Source organism: Halorubrum tropicale (assembly GCF_001280455.1).
Taxonomy (GTDB): domain Archaea; phylum Halobacteriota; class Halobacteria; order Halobacteriales; family Haloferacaceae; genus Halorubrum; species Halorubrum tropicale.
In genome coordinates, this window is sequence record NZ_LIST01000009.1 from 41,917 (window position 1) to 68,891 (window position 26,975).

Genomic DNA, 26,975 nt, shown 5'->3' on the forward strand with positions numbered 1-26,975 from the left:
TTTTTATCCCTCCACCGCTCCGGCGGTTAACCCTTCAACCATATACTTTTCGAGGTACAGAAACATCACAATAATCGGAAGCGTGGTAATAATTGATGCTGCCATAATCTCGCCCCAGACGTTCTGGAACGCACTGTCGAGCGTTTCGATACCAATCGGAAGCGTGTACAGCGACTCTGACTGGAGGAAAACGCTCGCGAACAGGTACTCATTCCAGGCAATCTTGAATGAAAAGAGGAACGCGGCGACGAGCACCGGTAGACTCACTGGAACGATGACGCGTACGATCGTTTCGAGCCGAGAGTAACCGTCAATAAACGCCGCCTCCTCTATTTCCACGGGGAGCGATCGGAAGTAGTTCCAGAGGATATAGAGTGTCAGCGGGAGCGTTTTTACCGTGTACGTAATATAAAGACTCAGCCTAGTATCGACGAGTCCGAACTGAACCAATAACTGGAATAATGGGATCACAAGCGTGATGGCCGCGAGCATATACACGACGATGATACCTCGGCGAATAGTGGTGCTTCCGGGATAGTCGATGCGCGTAAAGCTGTAAGCTCCGAGAATACTGACGACCAGCGCAATCACAGAAGTGATTAGTGCGACTGACAGACTGTTGAAAAAGTATGTCTGGACAGGAAAGGTACCACTCTCAAAAATAACGTCGTAGTGCTCGAGAGTTAACGATTCCGGGACTACACCGCGATCACGCGAGTACAATGCCTCATTAGGGGAGAGGCTCGTGATGAGCATCACATAAAATGGGTATAGTGAGAAAACGAGCGTTAATACAGTCGCAGCGTAGAATCCCAGTCGAGCTAATAGCGACGATCGCCGATATCCATCACGCAGAACTCGAAAACTGTTAACTACACTCTCTCGGACCGTCATAGCTCGTCTTCCCCCACGAAGCGCATGTAGCCGGCTACCATGACCAATTGGAACAGAAACAGCATGACGGCAATCGCCGCACCGAGTCCTTGGTCGTAAGTTGAGAACGCCGACTTGTAGGCGTAAATCGGGAGTGTTTCAAGATTTCGGGTGAGCAACCACACCGGTTCGAACGCGTTGAATTCCCAGACAAACCGCAGAAGTATCGCGATCAGGATCGTTCCTTTGAGCTCCGGTAGGATGATGTCTTTGAACTGTGCGACCCGACCAGCCCCGTCAATCGTCGCTGCTTCGTACATGCTCTGTGGGATCGCTTGTAATCGTGCAATAAACAGGAGGAACGCGAACGGGAAATTCCGCCACACGTCGAAGAGGATCGCCATCGGCAAGGCCTGCTCGCGGGATTGTAGTAGTCCGACTTCACTCTCGTAGAGACCAAGCCAAGCGAGAAGATCAGGGAGGTTTCCCCATAGCGGGTCGAGCATGAACTGCCAGGCGAACGCGACGGCGATGATAGGAGTGACGTGCGGGAGAAGAACGAGGCCACGAGCCAGCCGTCGACCGCGGAACGTCCGATCAAACAGGATCGCGACACCGAGACCGACTGCGGTAGCAAGCAGTGTACTCCCCACCGTGAACACAACGGTGTTGATTGTCGCCTCCCAGAATCGGCTACTGCCGATCAGTGCCTCATAGTTCTGGAAGCCAACCCAAGTCGGTGATTGGTCCGGATTGAGGGGGACCTCCGTGAATCCGAGATATAGGTTGTATGCCAGCGGATATATAATGACCGCTCCGATAAGCAGTACCGACGGCAATACTAGCAGATACCCTAGCAACGTCTCGCGTCGGCGTGGATCGATGTGCTCGATCCGATCTTTCACGAGTGTGGTAGTCGACATTCCCTATACTTCGTCCCGCATCGCCTCCGCCTGCTCTTGTGCTACGGTCTCGGGATCGTCACCTTGGACCGCGACGCGGTTCACGGCCCCTTCGACGAGCGCCGCGCTCGCGATGTCACCGAACTCGGGAACCTGTGTCCCATCAACGAGATCAAACCGCTCCATGTTGTCCATTGCCGAGGTGAACTGTGAGATTGTGTCTCCCCATGCCGACAGGATTTCGTTGTTTTGGTACTCTTGAGTTTCCGTAACCGATTGTCTAGCTGGAACCATGCCGCCGGGGGCCGCGTGCGCCCATGAGATGTAGGCTTCGCCAGAGGTCACATGCTCGACGAGACCTTCTGCGGACTCTCGTTTTGCGCCGGAGCTGTTAAAGATAGGATGACCGAGCACCTGCCCGTATGTCGACTGCCGTGAGTTTTCCATGTAGGAAGCGAATCCGGTGTCTTGAGCCATCTCTTCGCCGACGTTGTTCAGGATGTGCCGCAGAATATTTGTCGACCACAGCGTCATGTGGATCTCCTCGTTCTCGTAGAGCTGCCGGGTATCGTCAAAGGTGATTGCGCCGGGCGTATACTGGCTAAGGTCTTGGACGTACTCCAGTGTCTCGACAATCTCCGGCTCGTCGAAGACGACCTCCCCATCGGCGTTGACGACAAGTCCACCGTTGGCACGGGCCATCTGGGTGAAGCACTGGCGCGCGTACGCGTCCTGCTGGGTCCCGAACCCGATCCCATACGTACCGTTATCGGGATCATGAAACGTCTCCGCGGCCTCAAGGATAGCGTCCCAAGTGAGCGGATCATCGAGACCCTCCTCCTCGAACGCGCTCTGGCGGTACCAGACGCCCTGAACCCACGAAGTTGATGGGACCGCGTAGTACCCGCCGTCGGGATTGCTGACAAAATTGAGTGTCGCGTCACGGAAGTCGTCTTCTCCCAACTCTTCGACGACGGCGGTCGCACTTTCAGTTGACACGGCGCCGTCGTTGCCGAGACGCTGAATGTCTTGGACTGCCAATAGTGCTGCGTCGGGTAACGAATCGGACGAGATCGCACTCTGGAGTTGGGTACCGATGTCGTTGTTGTCGACGAAGTTTGTCTCGACATCAACACCGGCGTCCTCTTCGAACGACTCGATCGTCGGTTCGATTACTGAGCGTCGGTCCTCAGAGTTGTGAATACTCCAGTATTCGATGGAGTTACCCCCACCGCCGCTGCTCCCGCCACCCATACAGCCAGCAAGACCGCCGGCGAGCGCGGCGGCGCCTCCGAGTACGGTACGTCGGTCAAGGTGCGCGTTATGGGACTCTCCCATATGTACCCTATTATTAATAATGAACTTAAATATTTGGGTGACAACTATCTTGAGTAGTTGTTCTAGTACAGCTCAGGTCCTCAATCGGATGCTGCCGGCGGATCAAGGTTAATGCGGGTATACTCGGTTGCTGGCACCGATAGATCATCTAACCTGGATGCGAGTAGCTTTCGCAGTCGTCGTCTCTCTGTGGATGCCGAGGAGGACACGTCATGATCTTGAGTGGGATCAACAGTTGTATCGAACAGCATCGTATCGTCCTGACGGGAGATACTTGGGACCTCGTAGCACCACACAGGAGACTCCGCATACGGAAGTTTCGACACTGTTAGATCTTCGGGTGGGTCAGGGGGATGGAAAACCGCACGCGGGTTCAGCTGGTAGGTTGACTTGCCAGTGGCTGGCCGCGTCTCGTCGCACTGGCGATGGTAGGTATACCGGCCGTCGGTGACGTTGATATCGGATCCCCAGATGCCGTACAAGGCGGCGTCGCGAATCGAAACCGCGTCTCCCTCAAGTAACGGTATCACCGACCGGCCATGCGGTCCGTTCGTCTCACCACCTAGTAGCGACGCGATTGTCGGGTGTAGATCCACTGCGCTCGTCAGCGCGTCGACACGGTCAACTGTCTCGCTGTACGCAGGGTGCCAAATGAGCAACGGCGTATGTGCCAAGGTATTGTACAGCGGTCCGTCGGCCTTCCCGAGCCATCCGTGATCACCCAGCGAGAACCCGTGATCGGCGGTCACAATCACGACCGTATCCGACCATGCGTCAATCGCGTCGAGTCGGTCACAGAGTCGCCCGAACCACTCGTCGACCATCGTGACCTTGCCAGCAAACTGCGCCTTGACGAACGCGAGTGATTGATCGTCAATGGCTGCCTGGCCGGCATCTAGGCGACCCCAGCGTGGCCACACCGGGAGCTCCGGGTTGTGAGGATCCGCATCGGTGTACATCGATGCGTACGGCTCTGGGCAGTGGAACGGCTCGTGAACGTCAAAGCTATCGACGAAACAGAACCAGTCGTCCCAACACTGGTTGTCTTCAATCCATTCTGCCGTCCGAGAGAACACTTTCGGTGCAAAAAAGTCCGACTCGACTTCAGGATCAAAATTAGCGACATTCCGAGCGTACTGTGCTCGGTGCGTGTAGGACAGTTCGTCAGGATCGCTCGCCTGAATCTGGGAGGCAAACGACGCGTCGATTTCTCTGGGTGCTGTTCGCCACGCGTCATGCTCATGTCCCCGGACGAACTCGAACCCGCTGAAATCCTCGTAGTACCCCGAAGCACCGTGCTGGAAGTAGTGGTAATGATCTGTTACGAGGCCTGCTACCGTACCAGTAGAGCGGGCGATTCGGGGAAGAGTATCATCAAACGGCTCGATTGGGCCCCATCCGCGCCACGGAAATTCACGGGTGCCCGTAAGCCACTCTCGACGCGCCGGCATACAGAACAGACTACCCGCATAATGAGCGTCAAACACCGTCCCGCGATCGGCGAACTGATCGAGATTCGGCGTTTCTACGGCGTAGTCGTAGCCGAAGGGCCGATCACGATAAGCCGAAAGGAAGTCCCGACGGAGACTGTCAATAGAAACGAACAGCACGTTCACTCCGGGTCACCCTGTTTCAGTGTATTGATGAATTTCTCACAAGTGGCGCCGTCGATAGGACTCCCGTTAACGACGAGAAACGTGGATCGATAACATCGTCCACATCGGTCAAGACAGGTAGAACCACGAGTTTCTATATCGGCGTGCTCCAGGGTTACGCGTTGTTGTGGGGAGATGTTGGCGAGGCAGTACTCAACGTATAGGGGCTGATCGTCAACGTCAGGAGAGTGGCCCACAGTCATGTTCGGAACCTCTCCGCGGTGAGTTGTTGATAATAGAGCGCGAATGACCCGTCGTCACGGGCCATCTCGAAGTATACATCCCAGCCATTGTCAGTTAGTAATACATCCATGTATCGGCACGTGGCGAAAGTCTGTGGTGCGAGTCGGTTATTTGCCGTCGGAGCCGAGATGATTGGACCCTGTGGGGAAGTGTCCTCGCACGCCCGGAGATCTGGCGAGATCGCAAGTCCGGTTCGGAGATTCCACGTACTGCCATAATCCGTTCGCCCGGACCCATCATAGAAGACATACCAGACAGGCGCGTCAGGTGCCGGCACGACACAGGAGATCCGGGTCCGTTCATCATGCCAGAACTGACTGTTTAGAACAGGCTCATCTCGACGTGACCAAGTATCACCGTCGATGCTCGTCGCGAGGTGTGCCCTCGTACTATGACCGTCGCTCCCCGCATAGAACATATAGTACTTTCCACCTGTTGTGATGACGTACGGGTCTTTGACCGTCGAACGGTCCGTATGACCACCCTCAGGTCTGAGGACATCGCGAGCAGTCGCCGGGTCGAACGCTGCTAGTTCGTCAACATCAGCGAGTTTTTGGATATGCCAGCAGTTTCGGTGTGCGTCAACCGGCAGGTAGAGTTTGAACTTTCCCGAGTCAGGATCGGTCGTCAACGCAGGGCGCTCAATACTTGTGACACCGAGCTCCGCTGCGGTAATGCGAACCCGCTCAGTATACGTCTCAATGCTATCGCGTTCATAGATCACAATCGTATGTCCTCGCTCGTCGGGATTTCGTTCACGAACAGCGAGGAATGTTCGTCCCTTGTGACGGTGGACACACGGCGCACCGACCCAGTTGCCCTCTCCACGCTCGGGTGGTTCCATGATCATCGTGGTGGCATTCGCATCCAAAGGCGGCGGTGGGGCAAAGTTTCCCATAGTCAACGATTATATTCAATCTAAATATAGATTTTGTACCACTACTCTAAGTTGTTGTTTTGAAAAACGCGGGCTAGTGAGTTATCGATCTCTATTTCACCGAATCAGCCCTATTCATAATAATAAAAGAAGGCAGCCTATCCGTTAAATCGTAGTTGCGACAGCTGAGCGGATGGCCTATCTGTTTTTATATAGTAGACGAATCACATAGTATGAATTTCCGGGATAGAGCGCTTATTAAGATACAATTCCCGGTTATAGAGAATACAACTACTAAGAGTGGAGGTACACAAAAGATTATATACTAGCTTTCGTTGGTTATAGATACGGATGTATATCGCACTGCGTCGCAGCCTCCTGATTGTCGTGATCAAAACGAGAGCCGCTGTCGGAGGGCACACGCATGCCGACTAACATCTCTCTTATCGACGGGTACACACTGCTTCACACGACACGATCTGGTGTTAGACCGACACATGGTGGGCTCTACCGTCGGGATACACGGTTCCTCACTGGGATTGATGTAACTATTGACAACAACTCATTCAGCGCCATTGGGGACGATCTACTCGCACCGAACCATCACCTAGTCCGTCTTGCTGACGGATTCTCAACCGTCAACGAAATCTCTGACTCCGGCGAAGACAAACGAACCTCAGTGATTCTCGAACGCGATCGACGTGTCGCCCGTGATGGGCGGTTCAGCGAAGTAATTTCGATCACCAACCACTCAAGTAATCCGGTCAGCAAATATATCAGCCTGGAATTTGACGCTGATTTTGCCGACCTGTTTGAAGTCCGCGGCGTCAACGCTGGGATCGATCGCGATATCGAGACGACACTCAAGAGTGACTGTATCACCTACGCGTATGATTACGAAACCCCTAGTGGAACACCCGTTCAGTACGAGACTACGATTTCGTTTGATCCCGTTCCTGATGAGCTCGCAAGGGGACGTGTAGACTTCCAATTCGACCTTTTGGAGCAAGAGACTGGCACCGTCCGTGTAAATGTCAAAACATCTATTGATACTACTCCAAGCTCACGCTTAGCAACGACCTCACTCCCGGACATCCCAATAATTGAGACCGAGACAAAAACGTATTCCGAGACATTCGAGCAGGCCGCCGCTGATCTCGAGGCACTTACGGCTCACTCCTCACATGGTCCTGTCTTACTGGCCGGCGCACCATGGTTTGCCACCGTCTTTGGGCGAGACTCACTGTTAACAGCATTTCAAGTTCTTCCTGTCGTGCCTGAACTCGCGGTAGGGACTCTATCATATCTTGCTGACTATCAGGCGACCAGCTACGACCCTGCCCCCCGTGCGGAGCCTGGGAAAATATTCCACGAGATCAGACATGGCGAACTTGCTCGCCGCGGTGAAATTAAGTACGACCCCTTCTACGGCACGATTGACGCAACCGTACTGTGGATTATTTTGCTGGATGAGACAGTCCGATGGACCGGCGACGAGACACTTGTTGAGCAGTTCGCTTCGAATCTTGACGCCGCGCTTGAATGGGTGACCAATGCGATGGATGCTGTCGCCGACGATCCGTTCGTATACTACGATACGACAGATGACAGCCGACTCGTTCACACTGCGTGGAAGGACTCAGATATGAGCGTTCAATACGCTGATGGTACAGAAGCTACACCACCGCTTGCCAGTGCTGAAGTCCAGGGGTACACGTACGATGCACTCACCAGAGGTGTCCACCTGCTCAGTACTGTTCTAGACGAGCCTAATAGGGCAGACGCCCTCAAGTCACGCGCGAACCAGATATACAAGCAATTCAATAGGAAATTCTGGCTTCCCGGACGCTCTTATTACGCTGCGGCGCTGACTGGCGATGGCCAGCGAGTGGACGCGTACACGTCAAACGTTGGGCAGTGTCTTTGGTCTGGGATCATCGATCCCGGTCGAACTGATACTATCGTGGACCAGTTGTTCTCTGATAAATTGTACTCGGGGTGGGGTATTCGATCAATGTCGACCGCTGACGACGGATATAGTCCTGTTTCCTATCACATCGGGAGCGTCTGGCCTCACGACAATTCTCTCATCGCACTCGGCCTCGCACGGTACGGTTACGATGATCGGGTCGAGCAGCTCTCAAAAAGTATTCTCGATGCTGCAAGCAACCACACGGATAATCGTATACCGGAGGTATTCTGTGGGTTTTCAGACCAAACCAAACCGATCGGCTATCCAGAATCATGCGAACCACAAGCATGGGGCGCAGGAACCCCATACGCTTTGGTCCGTGCTCTTTCCGGTGTTAAACCACCTGGTTCCGATGTTTCTCAGAATCCTAGTGACGAGTCCGGATTTATTTCTGCCGCTGTCGAATGGTTCGCAGCTCAGTAAGTAAGTGACATGATATCGATCGTATCGCGTCAATATAGCTGGAAACTGGCAGAGCCTTTCGGTGTCTCTACCGTGCTTACTGAGCGTGCTGCCTCATACGACCGCGCAGGCGACCTGTTTTGGACACTAAATTACCAATTCCTCGCATGTACCGGTCTATACTGTGGCGCTACCCTCTGGTACAAGAAGCGGCTCCCGGCGGAACGGGGCGATGACTTTGTCGCCTCTGCTTACCGGATGTTGAGCACAACTGCCACCCAGGTAGTGCGTAGTACGGGTGCTGACAATCCTCATATAACTCGGCGATCGACACTCCACGACCACGAACACAATGACTGACCGCTACGACATGAATCCGACCGTAATGCTCCCGCCGAAGCCAGACCGACGCTGGACCATTGCGAAGCAACTCGGTATTGACACCGCTGTCGTCCGTTTTTGGGGAGTCAACAACTGGTGGGAGTACGACACGCTTCAGCGTACTGTCACCCGCTTCGCCGACCAAGGCTTCTCGCTGGAAGTGGTCGAGGACCGCCCCCCGATGGAGAAGACCGTCCTCGGGGAAGAGGGCCGCGACGGAGAGATCAAGACCGTCAAGACGCTAATCGAGAACATGGGCCGGCTCGGGATCGACACCTACTGCTGGGTGTGGACCGAGAATCCGCTCGGCGTGGTCCGAACCTCGGATTCACTGCCAGGCCGCGGCGACTCCCAGCGGATCGGCTACGACCACGAGTGGACAGAACGCGCGCCGGACCACGAGGCCGCTGGAATCACCAAGCCAGAACTGTGGGAGAATCTGGAGTACTTTCTTGACGCGATCGTCCCTGTCGCGGAGGAGTACGGAGTCAAGCTCGCACTCCATCCTGACGACCCACCCACCTCACCAGTGCGGGGCGTTCCGCGGATCGTACAGTCATACGACGACTACCGCCGAATCCTTGACCTCCACGATAGCGAGAATCACGGCGTTACCTTCTGTCAGGGGAATTTCTCGGCGATGGAGGGCGACACGATCGAAGCCATCCGCGAATTTAGCGACCGGATCCACTTCGTCCACTTCCGCGATGTCGAAGGCAACGAGCGGAGTTTCGTGGAGACGTGGCATGACGAGGGACCGACCAATATGAAGGCCGCCATCGAGGCGTATCGAGAGATCGGTTTCGACGGACCGATCCGGCCCGACCACGTCCCACGGATGGTCGGTGAACAGGACCGCGAGGACGCTATGGCCGGCTATACCGACATGGGTCGGCTGTTTGCCATCGGCTACATCAAAGGTCTACTGGAGTAATTCGGCTGACAAGCACGGAGACCACACAAAGGATGACAATCGATACGATAGCGGTGACCGGCGGCAACGGCAAGATCGGCGAAGCGATCCTTGACCATCTGAGCGACCACGACTACGAGACGGTCAATATCGCGCGTGGTAAGCAACGAGAAGACGTCTCGGACCGGTACGTCACCACGGATCTGCTGGACGCGGGAGACACGTACGGCGCGCTCGCGAAGTACGGTGCCGACGCCGTGGTCCACATGGGGACGATCCCGGACCCGTACAGTAACCCAGACTTTCGCGTCTACGAGAGCAACGTTCTCTCAGCGGTACACGTCTTGGAGGCGGCCGATGAACTCGGCCTGGAGTCGGTGTGTCTCGCGTCGAGCATCAACGCACTCGGTAGTGAACACCAGGAGCGCCCCGCAGACGTTCGCTATATCCCGGTCGACGAAAGCCACCCGCGAACGCCCGACGATTCGTACGGAATCGCGAAACACGCGATGGAAGTGACGGCCGATGGCTTCGGACGACGGCCCTCATGTGACCTGACAATCTCGTCGCTACGGTACCCGTGGGTGATGACCGACGCAGAGATGCGCGAGGCATTTCTCGAAGTCGATCGGTCGCTTGATGTACTCAGCAATGTACACCCTGCTACCGGCCGCGACGTGCTCTTTTCGTACCTCGCGATGACGGACGCGACATCGATAGCGCGGAAAGCCGTTGAAGCTGACTTCGAAGGGCACGAATTGTTCTGGGCAGTCGCAGGGGACACGACTGCCGATGCGCCAACGAGCGCGTTAATCGAAGAGTTCTATCCGGGTGTGACCGTTCATGAACCGCCCGAGGATCACAAGACGCTCTTCGACCTTTCGAAGGCCGAGTCGCTACTCGGGTGGGAGCCGACGCAGACCTGGCGAGGGTTGTAGTCGCATGATCGATGAGTTGGAACACGGCCTTGCGGTCATTGGGTCGTACACCGAGTCCGGCGAAGCCGGGCTCACTTCGCACCGAGTCGACGGCAACTCGATCGAACGACTCGATGTGGCCGACGAGCCTAATCCGTCGTTCCTCGATGTTCACCCGTCTGAGCCACTCATCGTGGCTGTAAACGAGTGCAAATCGGGAGGGGCGGTCTCCTACGAGGTAGACTCTGCGAACGGTCAGTTCACCCGTCTTGACCGGACAGAGACGGGCGACGCTGGCCCCTGTCACGTCGAGATCGGTCCGCACGGCAAGTACGCGATCGTTGCTCACTACGCGGGCGGCTCCGTGGCCCTGCTATCTCTGAGGACAGACGGAGCCCTCGACGGGCCGCTAGACCTACGGCGTCACGAGGGGGGCGGCCCGAAAAGTGACCGACAGGCTTCACCGCACCCTCATTCGGCTCAGTTTGTAACCGACTCGCTCGTCTACGTACCGGACCTCGGCGCTGACCGCGTCGCAGTATACGAACTTGACCGAGATACTGACCGGCTTCGTCCGCTCCCGGACGCGGCGGTCGGCTGCCGGCCGGGGTCAGGCCCGCGTCACTTCACAGTACACCCGACAGCGCCCGTCGGATACCTCGTGAACGAACTCAACGCGACGCTCTCGGTTGTTGACCTTGCTGACCCCCACCGGCCGACAATTGTGGAAACCCTATCCACACTCCCAGACGGCGTCGAGTCAACTGATACCCTTGCCGCTGACGTACACGTCCACCCATCCATAGAGTACCTGTTCGCCTCGAATCGTGGCCACGATTCTCTCGCCACGTTCCGGATCTGCGCGTCTCCGGAAGAAGTGGTCCGTGAAGCGGTCACGCCGACCGCCGGCCGATGGCCCCGGAATTTCGCAATTCACCCGGACAGCGAACGGATCTTCGTCTGCCACCAACACAGCAACGACGTGACAATAGGTGCGTTCGACGTTACAACTGGAGAACTATATTCAAAAGAATTTCTGACAAAAATAGGCTCTCCAACATGTTTGCGATTCATTTGAGATCCACTCTATCGCCTAGCTAAGTTCCAACTGATCTCGAAAATCCGTCGAGAAGGAAGTGGTATACACAAAACCGCAGTAACCCCCACTTGCTTAATACAGTAGCGCGCACTCAGAAACGGACCCTCAGACACAGCAATCTACGCCCGTGTTTCGACATCAGACTAAGGTGTCTCTCGGCAGCTAGACGAACTCCATGAACATCTGGAGCGTCTCGGCGTCGAACTTGACGAACTGATTGAGATGCCTCGCACACGGTCTGCCCTCAGATTAGCTGAACTTCCTACGCAACGCTTTGCCTTGAGCGATTGGTGTTAGGTATGAGATGTCTTCTACGACACCTTCATCGCGGCGGCACTGCGGTGTACGGAGACACCATGTTGCCGCCGAAATGAAAGCCACCTCTGCGGTATCTGTTCAGCTACTGAGCAAGCAACCCTCCGTCGACAATAATTGGCTGTCCCATCACGTAGGAGGAATCCTCAGAACAAAGCCAAACGACTGTATCGGCTATTTCTTGGGGCTCACCGAGGCGTCCTACTGGGATACCCGCAGTAATGCGGTCCATCTCTTCACTGTTGTCCTCTCCCGCCTGTTGGACCATTGGCGTGTCGATGACACCCGGACAGACAGCGTTGAACCGGATTCCATCCTCAGCATAGTCAACCGTTGCCCGCCGAGTCAGTCCAATAACGCCGTGTTTACTGGCCGCGTAGTGTGCGCTTCCGTTCGCACTCACACCAGCGACCGAGGAAGTGTTGACGATGGCGCCACCACCTCGTTCAATCATCTCTGGGATCTCGGCTTTCAGACATCGCCAAACGCCTTTCAGATTCACATCGATCATCCGATCCCACTGTGTTTCGTCGTATTCAGCAAGGCGGGTACCCTCATCTGCGATGCCAGCGTTGTTGTGTGCGAAGTCAAGTCCGCCGTACTCGTCGAGCGCCGTCTGTACCATCGCGTCAACATCATCAGAGTCGGTGACGTTTGTCTTGACGAACGTCGCTTCGCCCCCGTCACTCGTGATCATCTCAACCGTCTCGTGGCCACCCTCCTCGTTGATATCGGCGACAACGACGTTTGCTCCTGCTTCGGCAAACCGAAGTGATGACTGTCGACCAATTCCCGATCCCCCGCCAGTGACGACCGCAACTCCGTCTTGTATTCCGTTCATAATGTCTCCCACCACGTTGTTTCACGTGTATTGTTAGTTATTGCCAAACAATTATAATATACTTATCTGTAAGAGTTTATCCAGCATTGGCTGTATATCATCATTAACGAACACTAACTGGCGACTGTGCAGTGTCGAGACCTACAGTAGTGGCGAGATGAAGGTCAAGTACGCCCTCAGCGATGAGGAAGAGTGATCGATGTACGCTGGCTACTGTTCAGAACTTACTCTACGCGGTGAATCGCTTCGGGGTCAAACCCCGAGGCTTCCTGTTTCCACGCCATGACTTACAGACACGGACTCGAAATGAGTCGTGTCCGTAGCGGTCACAGTCTCTACAGGCGTGTCTTCGGGCCATCCCAGCCCTAATTCAGCAAAGCCTCTCTGTAAGACGTTCATCGCTGCATTCGCGTCTCTGTCCGTCTCAAATCCACACGACGGACAGGCTTATCGCCGGCATCGCTGACCAGACCAACTTCCTCGCACTCAACGCGAGTCATCGAAGCCGCACGCGGGGGTGAGTCCGGAGATGGGTTTGCGGTTGTTGCGAACGAGGTGAAGGAACTTGCCGAGGAGTCCTAGGGCGCCGCTACCGACATCTCGGAGATCGTGGAGGCGGCCAAGTGCCAGACCCGTCGCGTCGTTGAGACCATCGAGGATGCGAACGACGAAGTCTCGACCGGGTGCGGACGCTGTGAAGACCGTCGTGGAAACCCTCACCGAAATTCAATCACGGGCGAGCGAGTCCGGGAGCGGCATCGTGGAGATCAGTGATGCCCTCGAGTCCTAGGCGCAAAACACCGCGGAGGTGACGAGTGCCGTCGAGGAGACCGCGGCGCTCTCCCAAGAGATGGCTGCCAGCCTCCAACAGATTTCGGCCAGCCTCGAAGAACAGACCACCTCGATGGAGAGTATCGCCGAAACAACCGAAGGCGTTGCGGCCACGAGTGAGGACGTCCACGAGGTCATTGATCAGTTCCGCCTCAAGAAGGACGAATCTACAGCACTCGATGACGTCTCGGAGGACCTCGCCTAACCATGACCGACACGGATACGCGGGAACGGGCGTTGTTGTTCGAACTGGAGAGCCAGGGCTACTGTGTATCCCTGGATGTGGTTTCTTAGATTTTCGATCGCCCCACCGCGATGACCACCCTCTCGAATACCCCTCGCCACGTGGAAGTGATTGTGGATCTACGGGGGACCACCACACAGATCATCAACCCAAAACGTTGGATAGCTAACACGGCCTTTTTGACAATCAAGCGTCGGTTCGGCCCCGCTGTCCACCCTCGCGCTTGGTACCGCAAGTCCCACGAACTCGTGTTGACCGCCGCAGTCTACAACCTCGAACAAGCTCTCAAACAGTGATCCCTACGCAGTCATCGGATTCAGCAACTCATTTTATATTTTAAATATAAATCACACAGCGAGTGGATTTTCCTTTTGATAATTTGGGCAGTAGCTATCTAAACGTAGAAGAGCAAATTTTCATTATGTCACGTAAGGTGCTGTGCGTTGATACTGAAGATCGAATCTCTTCGATGTCATCCGCAGTTGAGGATGAAGAGAATCTCACCACAGTAACAGCTACATCAGTTGAATCTGCCCGTGATATCATCAATGACGGGTCTGTCGTCGGAGTCGTTACATCTTATACGCTCGCCGATGGCAACGGGATGGACATTATCCAACATGTTAGAGATCGTATTCCACAGACACCGGTAGTGTTGTTCACCGACGTTTCGCCATCAGATATCGACACCAAATCGTTTGAGGAGGTACTTGTTGAGTATCTCAATCGAGACTTGCCCGACGCGAAGGACCGTCTTGGCTTCATTATTAACGATGTTATCGACCACAGCGCACAGGTGGGGTTTCTCACTCCGGACAACGAAGAGGAACGGCTCAAAGCGCTCGAAGAGTATGATATCGACGAGTTACCGATTGAAGAGAGCTTCCAGCGTATCACTGACCTCATTTCGACGCACTTCGATATCGCGGTTGCGTTCGTTGGTTTGTTAGAGAAAGACGAGGAGAATTTCCTCGCGTGTACCGGCGCAGATTGGGACTCGTTAACGCGTGAAGACACGATGTGTACGCACAGTATGCTACAAGATGACGTAATGGTCGTTGAAAACATCGCTAATGACAATCGGTTCAGCAAAAACGAACAGCTAGAGAATCTTGGAATCGTTTCGTATGCTGGCGCCAACATGACGACTCCGGACGGTCACGTCATTGGGCAAGTGTGTGCATTAGACCACGAGCCAAGGACGTACACTGAAGCGGAACGACATCAACTCGAGCAGTTTGCCGAAACGGTGATGGAAATCTTAGAGCTTCGGCAGTCTGTGCGCGCAAGCCGCCGCGTGGAGGTCGGACAGTGAGCCTTCACGCTGACGAGTTCGGTACGTCGCAACTTCCGATCGATGAGATCGAAAACGGTTGTTCAATTCTTCTCACCGGAACAGATACGGATGTACTGAAAACTGTCTTCTCACGCCTTGTTGCCCCTGAAGAGGATGAGCGAGCCGTTATCCTTGCAACGAATGCCGGCGGACGAACAATCCGGCGGACACTCAACGCCGCCCGTGACGGTGCAGGGTCCCGAGCTTCCATACTGACTGCGAAGGGACCGGCTCGCGGCGATGATGTCTCCGCTATCGATGATATCGGAGACCTCACGCAGACCGGAATGCAGTTCTCGAGTCTCGTCGCTGCATCGCAACAGTCAGCTGCCCGCTTCCGGTCTGGTATTTTCCTTTGTTCGACAATCGCCAGCGAAGTTGACGATACGAGATCGGTCTTTCGGTTCCTCAATTCAAATTTCTTGACTGACCTCCGACGTGGCGACGGAATTGGGGCTGTCGCAATCGACCGAAGTGCCGATATGAACACTAACGTCGATAGTATGATCAAAGGTATGGAAACTTCGTTTACTGCCAGAATTGAGGTCGAAATGACTGGTCGAAATCAGGCCACACTCGAGATCTCTGGCATACCCGGAAGCGATGGGACCCTCGATATTTCACTATGACTTAATGTTATACAGAGGGTGTCATAGAACAGTTCACATACCTGCTGTATAGCGATTTCTACCAAGAGTAGTTCTCTTTTTCGGCACTATTGTTCGAACTCAGCTAAGCAAGCGTTCCCTCACGGTGCCCGTAACGGCCATTCTGTGATACCCTCTAACGTACAGGAAACGGGGGTTTTCTGAACAGTAAAATCAAATCTACAAGGCTCTTCCCGAACTCAGTGAAACACTACTATTCGCAAATTGATAGAACATTCCGTGATGAATACAGGGCGCGAGTCGGTCAGCCTTCCGACGCTGAAACCCCCCGAGTATGAATTGGTCAGTAACCCCACCGAGCTCTGCTTTCTAGCTACTGCTCAAACGGACCTCCGTTATCTGTCCCAGAGACAACTATGGTTTTCTCACCATTTTCGAGCGCTCCGACTCTGAGGTATTCCCCGGCCACGTTACTCTCCTCAATTGGCCCTGGATAAAAACTGATGCTACCGTCCGGTTTGGTGGCTACCTCGCCGTCGATAGTGAACCGAACGGTATACCACAGCGGCTCGGAAAAGACCGCTTCGTAGGTTCGGGTCGTGTCAGCACCGAGTACAGCAGTGGTGCGCCGCTCGGTGAGCGGCTGGGGCACCATCGGATCACCGACGACTTCCCGTGTATCCTCATCGTACTCGGTTCCGACATCGACGATCTCCATCGCAATTTCGTGCGGAAGTGTGTCTCTATTCACCAATTGCAGAGATCCGGCTGGAACGTCCCTAGAACCGATGGCACTGCAACCAGCGAGGCCAGCGACTCCAGTAGCTCCGAGAGTTGTTATGAATGCACGTCGTGTGGTGGAGGGCATACGTACTGGCTGAGAAGAACGAGAATAGACTCTTGAGGCTTTGGGTGTGTATTGGGGTGTTCAGTCCAATCGTGGTGAAATCGGACGCGTATCCATACTGTATACACCCTCTGTATCGGTCACAGCGGTGCTGTCAGAGACCGGGCAGTATGTGTGAATGCTGCTGAATACACAGCGCGAATGTGTCACGTCGGGGTGACGAAATCAGGATAGATCGATTCGGTCAGTACAGATGAAGTATACAGCGAATCAGGACAACCGAGAAGACATTTCACTTCCCAGTCCAATCAGTCTAATATGAAGCGTCGGAACCTTCTCCAGATGAGCGGGTTGAGTCTTAGTCTTGCGATTGCTGGATGCTTTCGAGATGATTCCGATGAGAGTGAGCAGAGAGAAGTGTTCGAGGATCCAAACCCACAATTGTTCGACGGTGAAGGTCCTACGATAATTGAGGAGGTACGTAACGAAGGTGGCTTCTTTGCAGTCGAATACGAGCACGACGGCGACGGCGATTTTACTGTCGAACTGCGCTCTGAGGAGGCCTCACACTCACTCGTACTCGTAGATCGAGAGGGCGCTGTCGAAGGTCGGTGGGCAGAAGGGACATATGATGCTGAATACGTCATAGAGGTTACCGCAACCGGTGACTGGCACCTTCGTGTTGAGCAACCACGTCCCAGTCAGGAGGATGTGTTCTCTCTTCCGGCATCGCTATCCGGCGAGTGGCCAGATTACGCAGGTCCATATGAGTTCACTGGACAAACATCGATCAATGCAACGTATTCCGGGGAGGGCCGGTTTGTCGCTCGTATTCTCGGCCCTCACGGCAACCCTCGTAAACCCCTCTTCGAAACGGATAGCTCATTTGAAGGAGAAACGACCGAAACCTACGACGGCGCTGGGTGGGTGTATATCGAAGCGTATGATGAGTGGACACTCGAAATCAATCGATAACTTCGCAAGCACGTTCTATCGGCTGATTCAGAACCTGTTTGGAGAAAATAATGTAGTCCCCGTGCGGACTACATCCTCTCTATTCAGCAGTCAGTAGCAGCCTATATCATATATCGAATAGTTGTTTCGCTAGGTTGGGCAAGAGCCATCTACAAATTGGCCTACGATTAGGCCTATAGATCAGTACAGAGAACGCGACTGAATCGTCGGCTCAAAAACCGGATCCGCACCCGGGTCGGACTCGACGCTGCCCGTGACGTACGAGATCTTTTTGCGTTCTCGCTCGGCGGCTGCCGGACTCATTTCCCCGAGATAGTGGTTCCGGAACGTCTCCCAGTCCTCCCACCCGCCGAAGCTCATTACCACGGCAGGAAGTACGCCGCAGTCCCACAAGAGATGCCCGCCCCACGTCCGCCGGAGGTCGTGGACGTCGAGGTAGGTCCATCCCTCGTCACCGGTTGCCGCGTAGCGTCGCTCGCCAGCTCGCTTCACCCAGCGATAGATCGAGTTCGGCTCGACACCGACAACCGGCTCGTCGGGATCACGCTCGTACGAGAGCGTTCGAACGGAACTGGCGAGTTCTTTCGGGATCGGCGTCTCCCGATATTTCCCGCGCTTCGCGTAGTCGTTCCACACGCGAAGGAAGCCGTCGGGAGCGTGGGTAAAGTCGTTGCTGGTGACGCTGGCGATCTCTTCGCGGCGGAGGCCGGCCTGAACACCGAGCCGAAACGCGAGCTCCTGCTCGGGAGACTTCGCCTCGTCGATGAGCGCTGCGACCTCGTCGTTCTCGTCGCGTTGGCTGAGCCAGACCCGCTTCCCGTCTCGTTTGGGGTAGTCGTCAAGTCGCACAGTAGTCTTAACGAGGTGGCGCTACTAAAAATCGTGTGGAATAGGTATCTGAGGGGTCTCTTTGAGAGTCAGATCGGACGTATCGGTAGTCGAATACCGGATTCTACTACCCCCGGATCGAGGTTCACTGCTTCGACCAACAATCTGCTTCCTATGAGCGAAGTAGCTATTCAGGACCTGTGTCTAATTTTCTAGATATCAAATAGAACACGCCTGCTAGTGGAAGTCCAATAAAGAACGCAACACCAATTAACAGAATACCACCAATAGCAGCACCTGCTGCTTCAGCATCTCCAGCTGTATTTTCTGCTGTGAATACAAACGTATATATCAGAAATACTAATGGAGATAGTAATAATTCAATCGCTAAAACAAAGAACATAGTACTTGCTTGTCCCTTTATGCTTGTTTTTTGGTAAAAGTAATAACCGAATCCAAGCAACGCGATAAGCAGAATTGAAATACCCAACGTTTCAGCACCCGCTGCTATTGTAATGAGCATATACGCTACAATAGCAGGAATTAGTCCTAAGATACCGGCTGTTACCGCTTGTTTGACATTAATGTTCATATTTTAGGTACTCCCCAATTCTACGAGGTGTGAATCTGCAGAGCTAAAGAGTCCAACTGGTTCAACTAATAGGCTATAACTACTACCAGTGGCCACGTCAAAGATCACGGCTCCCGAAGTAGACAATCCGGGATTTAGTTGCTCAAAGCTTATTCCTGAAACATCAAATCTTCCGTCACTCTCCAGATAGACGCTAGCTCCGGCGTCAGCATCAAACTGATTTCCATCAGAATCCACTGCCTTCAGGTGATTAGACGAGATATTAATTGTTTCGCTAGTTTGGTTTACCATTTCTAGTTGAACGATAAGAAATACTCCATTAGCTTCTTCTCTAGAGTATTCACCTCCAATAGCATCAGCTGTTGAAGCAGATGAAACAGTATATTCTACAGCATTCTCATCACCCCCTACCATGAACGTATCACCGATCTCATGGGTGGGAATTGAATCCTCCCCATCTCCACTTTCCGAACCGCCGTCTGAGCCATCTCCCGAACTACTATCGGATCCATCTTGTGAATCGCTATCGGATTCACCGCCCGAACTACTCGGGCTTTCTTCGGTTTCACCACTACACCCTGCTAGTGCTACCATACCGCCAGAGATAGCTAGATACTTTCTTCGGTTCATATCTGTCAATTTTTCAGCTACTGTGTTAAATGTTAGCTATGTAGGAATGTCTGATTACATAAAATAATATTATATAAGATTATATCAATGGAGATACAATACAGCCTAGAGTTATATTTTAATGACAGATAATCCCAGTTTTGAAATGGGATTTTGAAGGAGTCATAGAACTGCTCCTACAAGAACATCTACGTCATCCGTCCCGTTAAACGAGAACTTCAGAACGCGGTTGTCTGGCTGAGCCGTGGGTTCGATCGACCGCGTCTCTCGACGGGGGTCGATCGCTTCCTTACCGACCTCGAATACGTCGTTAGCAAGGTGTTCGACAACCTCGTCGAGCAGGCCGCCCGCGCGGTCTGCTCGACTTGACATACTGTATCGATTCAACTGACGTGAACGAGATACCCACCGATCAAGACGCGTTGAAGTGCTATGATCCAACTGACGACGGGTACTACCACGGCTACAGCTGTACAATCGTCTTGACCAGGCGAAAGATCCGATCGCGGCGAAGTTCATATTTTCATACTGTAAGTAGAAACTGTTCTATGATACCATATCTATTAAGTACATATCGGCAAAATTACACAACATGGCCAAACAACACATTTTCACTCAGATGATTCCCGAACGAGAAGAGCCAGCACTGTATATCAATCCCCGCTCTGAACAAATCGCAGCCTTCGCAGAAGAAGCAGTAACGGGTGAGGACCAGCCCAAGGTCCGGCTGCTCGCAGACTCAGATGAAATCAAAGACGCCCTCTACAGCTTCCTCACGGCCTCAAAGATAGCCGAACTCATCCACCGGGAGCAACTCAGCCTTCGAACGCTCATGGAGCCAGCCCAGAATACCATCTTCACGACCGAATCTGAGACTGTGATTCCCGTAGTCGGTGGGCACAGTATTTCGAGCTCAGACTCTGAACTCGTCTCAGGGATCTACGACGAGTTCGACTCGCGCTTCGAAGCCGCCGAGCAGTATCACCTCCGGACACCTGCCCTCTCAGTAGTGAAACAGACGCTCCGAGAGGAGATCGGCGACGGCGTCGCAGGCGAACTCAACGAAGTCCTCGCACACGCTGAAGACATTTCCAAGAGCAACGAATACCTCAGTATCGTCGAGATTATACTCATCCTCGCAGCCCGCAACGAGACCCTCCTCTACGATATCTCGACATGGGGAGAAGATGTGGGTATCGCTTCGAAAGCAACCTTCTCACGGGCCAAATCAGCACTCGAAGACGCTGACCTCATCGAGACTGAAAAAGTCCCAATAGATATTGGCCGCCCACGCCTTCGACTTCTCGCAACTGACAAAATCGCTACGGTAGACCTGAAAACGCTCTCTACCGAGTTCCAGTCCACGTTGTAGCATCCACCCGACGACAGCAACGGGAATACGCTCATCCTCCGACTCAAGCGTGATATCAAACAGACAAAATCACCGCACAGAGGGTGTGAGACGGGTTCCATAACACGCGGTCTCCAGACCAATAGTGTTTCAAAACTCGAACACGTAACATATGATATGTACGACCTCACTGGCTTTCAGCGAGACCTACTGTACGTCATTGCCGGACTTGATGACCCCCACGGACTCGCGATCAAAGACGAGCTCGAGGACTACTACGAAAAAGAAATCCATCACGGTCGGCTCTATCCAAATCTCGATACGCTTGTTGAGAAGGGACTCATCGAAAAGGGGCAGCGCGATCGACGGACCAACGAGTACAGCACCACCCGTCGAGGCACGAGAGAGATTGAAGCTCGGGTTGAATGGGAAGCCGGATATATTGACCACGACGAGTGACCGAACTGCTGTACTCGGGTACAGATCACTCCCGGTAATTAATAGGGATTGTAGGCTCTGAATTCCCTGTACTGAGCGATTGGTAGTGTAAACTATCAGCTGCTGATGGTTTCAACAAAGCCGCAATGCTTATTATTCAGACCGGGGTATCTACACGTGAGGATGCGGGAGAGGGGGTTAGCGTAACGCGCCGCCTCTCCCGGCTAGGATAGTGAGGTAGTGGCTCACGGTCCGACGACATCCGGTCTTTGTATCTAGAACTCCTCAAGTAGATACGATCGGACAGCGTCATCCGCAATTTGTTCCACATGGTCTCGGTATGGGTCTCTGTTTATTGGAGATGGGTTTCTAGGAATGCCCTTTCCCAGAATCCAGGCGAGTACACGGGAACGACCACCTTCTTCGCGAATTGGTCGCACTGAGTCGAGTCGGTAGGGGACCTCTGCTTGGGGGGCTGGATCTACCCATGACGGGTCGAACTCAAGAACTTGAGACGGGAGGTCAGATTGACTGCTTTCCAGCTGGTGGGCAATATGGCCAGCGATGTAATCCGCAGTATTCGTCGCGGGATATGTTCGATCAGCATTCTCCATGAATGTCAGCAAGACCGGGCAGATAGACTGCTGGAAACTAGTGTCGAATGCTGAGGGCATCTGTAGCTTCAGTTGCTCGAAGTAGTTACTATGAGAATCTTCGATACCATCATGAAGAAAGGCTGTCCGACCACATCCATGTGCGATGTCTCCGGTCTGCAGTGGATTGGTAATCGATTTTTTCGCAGCAGTAACCGCACATGTTGCGAGTTCAGCAGCCCGATGCGGACCTTCCCAAAGGATAGCGCTCCAAGAAACCGGGAGATGTCGAAGATCCTCAATAAGTCCTTGAACCCGTGTAGCACGCTCTTGTGGGGAGACACCGCCGTAACGGAGCAGTGACGATGACTTGTGCTCAAACGGGTAGAGGTCATGATCAATCAGAGCCCGAAGAAGGGAGATATCGTTCTCTCGGGCGGTACGAACAGCGACCACGACAGTGTATCGTGTTCCATCAACCGTGGTAACTGATTCGTCGAGACCGATGAGGTTTGGAGCGTGCTGCTGCTCACCATTACGAACCAATCTGATGTCACGCAGCGGCGCACTCATCAGTAGATATGATCTAAAGAACAGCCTATACGACTTGCTATTGAGATAGCGAATGTGAGAGTGGCAATTCACTATTCATAGCAGAAGTAGTCACACTAACCAGTTAGTCTGAACAGTTGTACTAAGTAGTTGTACTGTTTCCCCATATAGTTGTACTAGTTAGTACAACTAGTTAGACCAGATAGTTTGTCTGACGTGTCTTTATTATCAGACAGTCCAACTAGTATAACATGCTCACGTACACGACGTACTCAGAGGCTGGGGGCGTCGGGAAGACGACACTCGCGTCGAATCTCGCAGACGCCCACGCCCAGCACGGTCGCGATGTCCTCGCGATCGATCTTGACCCACAGAACGGCTCGCTCACGTACCTCCTCGGCGTCGATACCCCACGTGAGGACGGCGACGCCGACAACATCGCCCGACATCTTATCGACCGGCCGAAGGGTGACTTCCATGAGCTCGTCGAGGAGACAGCATACGGATTCGACCTCGTACCAAGCCACAACATGCTGGAGAATCTCGGCGATCTCCTCGGCCGGGCAGAGTCGATGGCGGAGGACCTCGGCGAGGAGTTCGACCGCTGGGACCGGCTCCGAGAAGTGCTACTCGACGCCGGCATCCCCGACGAGTACGACACAATTGTCGTCGATCCGCCGGCGACCGCGGGCCCACACCTCTACAACGCAATCGCCGCGACGCGTTCGCTTGTGATCCCACTAGAGCCGACCGGGAAGGGGATGCAGTCGATCGAGGGGCTTCGCGACGTCGTCCAGGGCTTTGAGGACACAGTCGGTGTGACGGTCGGCGTCCTTGCGGTCGTTCCGAACGGCGTCGGTCGGACCGCGGACCAGCAACGCTACCTCGAACGGATCCGCGAACTCGGCTACGATGCGCCGGTCGCGATCGGTGAGCGGGCGTCACTGTTTGAGGGGTGTTGGGACGCCCAGCGGACGGCGTTCTCGTACGTCGATGAGGTCCGCGACCGAAAGCGCGATCACGAGATGGAGACGCTTGAGCAGCTCCACACGCTGGCACGACATCTTGAGGAGGTGAGCGCCTGATGCCGAATGGGATGAAGTCCGGTGCCGGCGATGACCCGTTCGCAGACGATGACGATCAGGAGGACAACGTTGACGAAGACTCTGCGAATCCGGCTCCTGAGCCCCACCACGAGGACCTCCACGAGGAAACCGGAGAGCCAGATTCGACGACAGCGATGCCGGGCGTCCCAGATCATCCCGGTGATGTCGAGGCGACGCTGCCGTGGATCCACCGTCGCGATGGAGTGAAAGACGATCGGGACCACAAGACGATCCACTACACAGAACACACCGTAAAGCGGGAACGTCGGGAGCTCCGGCCTGCGCTTGAAGAACGACTTGATGACGATGTCGAACTCACTGACGCCCGAGAGGCGGCGTATCTCGTCGGAATGGAACATCTAGACGAAGTCGCCGATGTCCTTCGAGAGTGGGGCTACGACATCGAGTGACCGGTATCAGTACGGCCCGTGCTATCACTCTAGAGGGATATCACCGGGCGCGCCCCAATTGGGGACGCCGAACAGTTCACAGATCAACAAGGCAGATGCCACGGGGCTTGACCCCGAGGCTGTTGACCTCGCAGGGCTCACAAGGTGGAATGTCCCGCCGGTGTGTCATCAATCGGCTTGACAGCAGGTGTGCTCGGCGGACAGCCCATCTGAAACGGCGTGGTCACGCCAGGGTATAGCGTCGGTACCGCCGGAGCGCATAGCGGTAGGAACCATACGAAACGCCGCCTGTCAACAGTAGATACGTACCGAAGAGCACGCCGAATACAGGCGTCAACACGACGTTTCCGGTGACTGCGAACCACGTCACGAACAGCCCAAGAACCGTTCCGCCCCCCACAACGAACAGGTACACCATCATGACGAGCGTCGACGGGACGACCGTTTCCGTCCCCCAGAACTCGCGCTCCTCGTAGATCGGATACGCCGAACCGATACCGACCGCGAACATTGACGCAGCGAGACACATCACAACTCCGACGGCGGCGGTCGCCACCGCTTCAAGCACCAGTATCCCGAAACCGATCGAGACGAGCGAGCTGAGAACAGCGATCGGCACTCCAACCGCAACACCGGCGAGGAGCCTTCCACGGACGAGAGCCGCGGATGATGTCTCGGTGAGAAGGAGGAACGGTAGTTGCGGCCGATCGTCACCAAGCGGGTTCAACCCAAAGGTTGCGCCTGAGAGGTATGTTGCGAGAACGACGCCGCCTCCAGTGATGAGGGGTCCGAGGGCGTCGCCCGAAAACTCGAGAAACATCGTCCCAAAGGGTGCGATAAAAAAGACAGCAATCAAGAGATGACTCAACTCCGCCGGATCACGGCGACCGCGCACGAGAATCCCCCACGCGATACGACTGGGTTTAGTCCATGCGAACGGCTGTGGGGCAGAGAATCCGCCACTCGATCGCCGCACCTGCGTCGACTCGTTGTTACCGACTGAATCGGTGAACCAGAGCGTAGAAACCTGCTTGGTCGAGACGGCGAGACCGACCGGCGTGAGAGCGATTAACGCCGCGAGCACCGCCACCGCCCCTAGGGAGGTCGGTCTGGAGACTGGTGTTCCGACGAACGCGAGTGCAACGTATTCCACGAGGGGATCGAACGCTACTGTCGACAACAGCCGTTGCACTGAGAGGTCGGATTCAACGATGAACTGCCCGGCGAACTGCGACGCGACGACGAGTCCGACCATCGCGAGGATACCGACCCTTTTCAGGAGACGGCGAAGGTTTGGGAGTTTCCGCAGGAGTCGCAGCACAGCAATTCCCCCGGCGTACCCCCAGACGGCGGCACAGCAAACGAGCGGCAGCGTGACCGCCCCGCCCAAAGCAACGAGCAGCGGCGAGCCCATTCCGAGTGCGAATGTGACGACCACTGCCCCGATTGGGATCCCGAACCACAGGGAAAGCCGTCCCACCTCCGCTGTGATGAGCCCGATAACGACTGCTCGCGGGTGAACCGCCAGCAGGACGAAATCCGCACCGTCGATGTGTCCGAGTCGTTCGAGGGTCCGAAACACCGATACCGACAGGAGACCGAGAGGTACGAGCGTCGCAGCGGGCGCAAAGAACGGGACTGCCGCCACGGAGCGCGCGGTTTGCCCGAGCACATACGCCGTTGGCAGCGCGAACAGGAGTGCGCCGCCGAAGAACAGCGCCGTGAGCAGGAGTCCAAGGACTCGACGAGGGTTCCCGAGGTACCCACGGAGGCTTCGGACGAACTCCGCTCGCCCAATTCGGAGCCCGTGGCGAACGTCCTGTCGGACGCTCATTCTCTCCGAGAGGCCGCGTCCGTTTCGGGTTCGCTCGTGACGGCGAGGAACGCGTCTTCGAGGGATCCACTCTCGCCAGTCTCCGCACGGGCCTGTACTTCAGCGGGGGTCCCCTCGGTGACGAGTCTTCCGTCAAACAACACCCCGACTTCGTCAGCGACGGCTTCGACCACCGGAAGAATGTGTGTTGAGAGGAACACCGTGGTCCCTGCGTCGGCAAACGCGATGATCGATTCCCGGATAGTGCGCGCCGCTCGGGGGTCAAGCCCCGATGTCGGTTCGTCTAAATACAGGACATCCGGTTCGTGCAGGACGCTCTGTATGAACGCAGTCTTCTGTTTCATTCCCTTCGAATACCCGTCGATCCGCCTATCCGCGTCACCGGCTAAGCCGAATTGGTCAAGGTACTCGCCGATGCGCTCTCGGGCAACGGACCGCGAAATGTCGCGAAGATCGGCGACGTATTCGAGTTGTTCGCGGGCGCTGAACTCGTCGTACAACGGCGGCGTCTCAGGGAGGTAGCCGACCCGACCGGCGATCGCACGCCGGTCGCTCGGGTCGACGCCACAGACGCGTACCGATCCGCTGTCCGGATCGCTGAGACCGGTAAGGAGCCGCATCGTCGTTGTCTTCCCCGCACCGTTCGGGCCGAGAAAGCCGTAGACGGTCCCGTGCGGGATGTCGAGTGTGAGACTGTCGAGAGCGACCTCTGAGCCGTAGCTCTTCCGGAGATCGGTCGCCAGAATGGCGGATTCGTCGTGGGTGGAGGGCATACGCAACGGGTGTCATTTCCCGAACCGATCCTCTATGCGTTTCGGAATCATCTTCCGGTCACACGTATGAGGTGATGCCGCATGGGTAGATAACGACGCGAGTAGATGGCGTGATCGCTCCAGAGTTTCGGAGCTTGGGTTGTGATGCGTGGCTTAATTTCACGTCGAACGAGGCTGGTTAGGCTCCTGTCTGGTGCTTTTCGAATTGACATCGGGTATGTACGTTAGAAAAGTTTTCTGAGTGAAAGGAAAACCAAATCCCCCGACTGCTCCTATTTCACACCCACATGTAGAGAATG

At 54.9% G+C, this 26,975-nt stretch carries 27 protein-coding genes and 3 pseudogenes; 15 read left to right on the forward strand and 15 right to left on the reverse strand.

The features are described from left to right. Positions 1–3 precede the first annotated feature (3 nt). From AMR74_RS15820 to AMR74_RS18785, 6 genes are all read right to left on the reverse strand, one after another. Positions 4–756, reverse strand: a complete 753-nt coding sequence (locus AMR74_RS15820) for a carbohydrate ABC transporter permease (RefSeq protein ID WP_053773019.1) — start codon at positions 754–756, stop codon at positions 4–6. Positions 757–890: 134 nt separating this feature from the next. Next, positions 891–1,778 (reverse strand): carbohydrate ABC transporter permease, encoded by an 888-nt coding sequence (locus AMR74_RS15825; RefSeq protein WP_240471222.1) that lies wholly within the window; start codon positions 1,776–1,778, stop codon positions 891–893. A gap of 21 nt (positions 1,779–1,799) precedes the next feature. After that, on the reverse strand, positions 1,800–3,113 hold the full coding sequence (locus AMR74_RS15830; protein ID WP_053773021.1) for an ABC transporter substrate-binding protein: 1,314 nt from the start codon (positions 3,111–3,113) through the stop codon (positions 1,800–1,802). Between the two features lie 80 nt (positions 3,114–3,193). After that, positions 3,194–4,729 carry a sulfatase gene (locus tag AMR74_RS17930; protein ID WP_077152416.1) on the reverse strand — a complete coding sequence of 512 codons (1,536 nt, stop codon included), beginning with the start codon at positions 4,727–4,729 and terminating at the stop codon, positions 3,194–3,196. Beyond that, the gene (locus tag AMR74_RS19980; RefSeq protein WP_077152417.1) at positions 4,726–4,971 is read right to left on the reverse strand and encodes a DUF1450 domain-containing protein; all 246 of its coding nucleotides are present in this window, start codon (positions 4,969–4,971) and stop codon (positions 4,726–4,728) included. Before AMR74_RS19980 ends, AMR74_RS17930 begins: the two co-directional genes overlap by 4 nt. After that, the gene (locus AMR74_RS18785; RefSeq protein ID WP_139043037.1) at positions 4,968–5,909 is read right to left on the reverse strand and encodes a hypothetical protein; all 942 of its coding nucleotides are present in this window, start codon (positions 5,907–5,909) and stop codon (positions 4,968–4,970) included. The genes AMR74_RS19980 and AMR74_RS18785 overlap by 4 nt, the downstream gene beginning before the upstream one ends. Before the next feature lie 403 nt (positions 5,910–6,312). On the opposite strand from AMR74_RS18785, the gene AMR74_RS17940 reads away from it, so the two are divergent. The 5 genes and pseudogenes from AMR74_RS17940 to AMR74_RS19985 form a co-directional block, all read left to right on the forward strand. After that, a complete protein-coding gene (locus tag AMR74_RS17940; RefSeq protein ID WP_077152418.1) occupies positions 6,313–8,283 on the forward strand; it encodes an amylo-alpha-1,6-glucosidase in 1,971 nt (656 codons plus the stop codon). 349 nt (positions 8,284–8,632) lie between these two features. Then, positions 8,633–9,577 (forward strand): mannonate dehydratase, encoded by a 945-nt coding sequence (locus tag AMR74_RS15835; RefSeq protein WP_369335135.1) that lies wholly within the window; start codon positions 8,633–8,635, stop codon positions 9,575–9,577. A 32-nt stretch (positions 9,578–9,609) separates the two neighbouring features. Continuing rightward, positions 9,610–10,494 (forward strand): NAD-dependent epimerase/dehydratase family protein, encoded by an 885-nt coding sequence (locus AMR74_RS15840; protein ID WP_053773022.1) that lies wholly within the window; start codon positions 9,610–9,612, stop codon positions 10,492–10,494. Positions 10,495–10,498: 4 nt separating this feature from the next. Continuing rightward, the gene (locus AMR74_RS17945; RefSeq protein WP_077152419.1) at positions 10,499–11,551 is read left to right on the forward strand and encodes a lactonase family protein; all 1,053 of its coding nucleotides are present in this window, start codon (positions 10,499–10,501) and stop codon (positions 11,549–11,551) included. A 174-nt stretch (positions 11,552–11,725) separates the two neighbouring features. Further along, positions 11,726–11,839: pseudogene (locus AMR74_RS19985) on the forward strand (IS5/IS1182 family transposase); the annotation flags it as partial. A gap of 133 nt (positions 11,840–11,972) precedes the next feature. Here AMR74_RS19985 and AMR74_RS15845 read toward each other — a convergent pair. After that, positions 11,973–12,728, reverse strand: coding sequence for an SDR family NAD(P)-dependent oxidoreductase (locus AMR74_RS15845; RefSeq protein ID WP_053773023.1), 756 nt, complete (start codon positions 12,726–12,728; stop codon positions 11,973–11,975). Between the two features lie 252 nt (positions 12,729–12,980). Next, a pseudogene (locus tag AMR74_RS19720) lies at positions 12,981–13,175 on the reverse strand (RNA-guided endonuclease TnpB family protein); the annotation flags it as partial. A gap of 51 nt (positions 13,176–13,226) precedes the next feature. Here AMR74_RS19720 and AMR74_RS19725 point away from each other — a divergent pair. The 4 genes from AMR74_RS19725 to AMR74_RS17965 all read left to right on the forward strand — a co-directional run bounded on the left by AMR74_RS19725 (position 13,227) and on the right by AMR74_RS17965 (position 15,768). Continuing rightward, a complete protein-coding gene (locus AMR74_RS19725) occupies positions 13,227–13,310 on the forward strand; it encodes a methyl-accepting chemotaxis protein (protein ID WP_077152430.1) in 84 nt (27 codons plus the stop codon). 226 nt (positions 13,311–13,536) lie between these two features. After that, positions 13,537–13,764: a hypothetical protein gene (locus tag AMR74_RS15850; RefSeq protein WP_053773024.1), complete on the forward strand. Its 228-nt coding sequence runs from the start codon at positions 13,537–13,539 to the stop codon at positions 13,762–13,764. A 397-nt stretch (positions 13,765–14,161) separates the two neighbouring features. Further along, the gene (locus tag AMR74_RS15855; protein WP_240471224.1) at positions 14,162–15,118 is read left to right on the forward strand and encodes a GAF domain-containing protein; all 957 of its coding nucleotides are present in this window, start codon (positions 14,162–14,164) and stop codon (positions 15,116–15,118) included. Further along, the gene (locus tag AMR74_RS17965; protein ID WP_077152420.1) at positions 15,115–15,768 is read left to right on the forward strand and encodes a DUF7504 family protein; all 654 of its coding nucleotides are present in this window, start codon (positions 15,115–15,117) and stop codon (positions 15,766–15,768) included. Before AMR74_RS15855 ends, AMR74_RS17965 begins: the two co-directional genes overlap by 4 nt. Before the next feature lie 352 nt (positions 15,769–16,120). Here the strand turns inward: AMR74_RS17965 and AMR74_RS15860 are convergent, their stop codons facing one another. After that, entirely contained in the window at positions 16,121–16,615 is a 495-nt protein-coding gene (locus AMR74_RS15860) for a hypothetical protein (protein ID WP_139043038.1), read from the reverse strand. Positions 16,616–16,912: 297 nt separating this feature from the next. Between AMR74_RS15860 and AMR74_RS18790 the strand changes: the two genes are divergently transcribed. After that, the gene (locus tag AMR74_RS18790; protein ID WP_139043039.1) at positions 16,913–17,569 is read left to right on the forward strand and encodes a hypothetical protein; all 657 of its coding nucleotides are present in this window, start codon (positions 16,913–16,915) and stop codon (positions 17,567–17,569) included. A 180-nt stretch (positions 17,570–17,749) separates the two neighbouring features. Here AMR74_RS18790 and AMR74_RS15865 read toward each other — a convergent pair whose 3' ends face one another. The 3 genes from AMR74_RS15865 to AMR74_RS17970 form a co-directional block, all read right to left on the reverse strand. Further along, positions 17,750–18,418, reverse strand: coding sequence for a site-specific integrase (locus tag AMR74_RS15865; protein WP_053773026.1), 669 nt, complete (start codon positions 18,416–18,418; stop codon positions 17,750–17,752). Positions 18,419–18,584: 166 nt separating this feature from the next. After that, positions 18,585–18,989 carry a hypothetical protein gene (locus AMR74_RS18795; protein ID WP_139043040.1) on the reverse strand — a complete coding sequence of 135 codons (405 nt, stop codon included), beginning with the start codon at positions 18,987–18,989 and terminating at the stop codon, positions 18,585–18,587. Positions 18,990–18,992: 3 nt separating this feature from the next. Then, positions 18,993–19,619 (reverse strand): DUF4352 domain-containing protein, encoded by a 627-nt coding sequence (locus tag AMR74_RS17970; protein ID WP_082356910.1) that lies wholly within the window; start codon positions 19,617–19,619, stop codon positions 18,993–18,995. A gap of 168 nt (positions 19,620–19,787) precedes the next feature. Here AMR74_RS17970 and AMR74_RS17975 point away from each other — a divergent pair. The 3 genes and pseudogenes from AMR74_RS17975 to AMR74_RS15875 form a co-directional block, all read left to right on the forward strand. Beyond that, positions 19,788–20,119: pseudogene (locus tag AMR74_RS17975) on the forward strand (IS5/IS1182 family transposase); the annotation flags it as partial. Between the two features lie 92 nt (positions 20,120–20,211). Beyond that, positions 20,212–20,991, forward strand: coding sequence for a transcriptional regulator TbsP domain-containing protein (locus tag AMR74_RS15870; protein WP_053773027.1), 780 nt, complete (start codon positions 20,212–20,214; stop codon positions 20,989–20,991). 156 nt (positions 20,992–21,147) lie between these two features. Continuing rightward, a complete protein-coding gene (locus AMR74_RS15875) occupies positions 21,148–21,429 on the forward strand; it encodes a helix-turn-helix transcriptional regulator (RefSeq protein WP_053773028.1) in 282 nt (93 codons plus the stop codon). A gap of 254 nt (positions 21,430–21,683) precedes the next feature. On the opposite strand, the gene AMR74_RS18800 is transcribed toward AMR74_RS15875, so the two are convergent. After that, positions 21,684–22,574, reverse strand: a complete 891-nt coding sequence (locus AMR74_RS18800; RefSeq protein ID WP_139043041.1) for a hypothetical protein — start codon at positions 22,572–22,574, stop codon at positions 21,684–21,686. A 230-nt stretch (positions 22,575–22,804) separates the two neighbouring features. Here AMR74_RS18800 and AMR74_RS15880 point away from each other — a divergent pair, with 230 nt between their 5' ends. Both AMR74_RS15880 and AMR74_RS15885 read left to right on the forward strand, forming a co-directional pair. Beyond that, complete coding sequence (locus AMR74_RS15880; RefSeq protein ID WP_053773029.1) at positions 22,805–23,638, forward strand: ParA family protein; 834 nt, start codon at positions 22,805–22,807, stop codon at positions 23,636–23,638. Continuing rightward, positions 23,638–24,069 carry a hypothetical protein gene (locus AMR74_RS15885; protein ID WP_077152422.1) on the forward strand — a complete coding sequence of 144 codons (432 nt, stop codon included), beginning with the start codon at positions 23,638–23,640 and terminating at the stop codon, positions 24,067–24,069. The genes AMR74_RS15880 and AMR74_RS15885 overlap by 1 nt, the downstream gene beginning before the upstream one ends. A 223-nt stretch (positions 24,070–24,292) precedes the next feature. On the opposite strand, the gene AMR74_RS15890 is transcribed toward AMR74_RS15885, so the two are convergent. Beyond that, complete coding sequence (locus tag AMR74_RS15890; protein WP_053773031.1) at positions 24,293–25,903, reverse strand: hypothetical protein; 1,611 nt, start codon at positions 25,901–25,903, stop codon at positions 24,293–24,295. Beyond that, complete coding sequence (locus AMR74_RS15895; RefSeq protein WP_053773032.1) at positions 25,900–26,676, reverse strand: ABC transporter ATP-binding protein; 777 nt, start codon at positions 26,674–26,676, stop codon at positions 25,900–25,902. Before AMR74_RS15895 ends, AMR74_RS15890 begins: the two co-directional genes overlap by 4 nt. Positions 26,677–26,975: the final 299 nt, after the last annotated feature.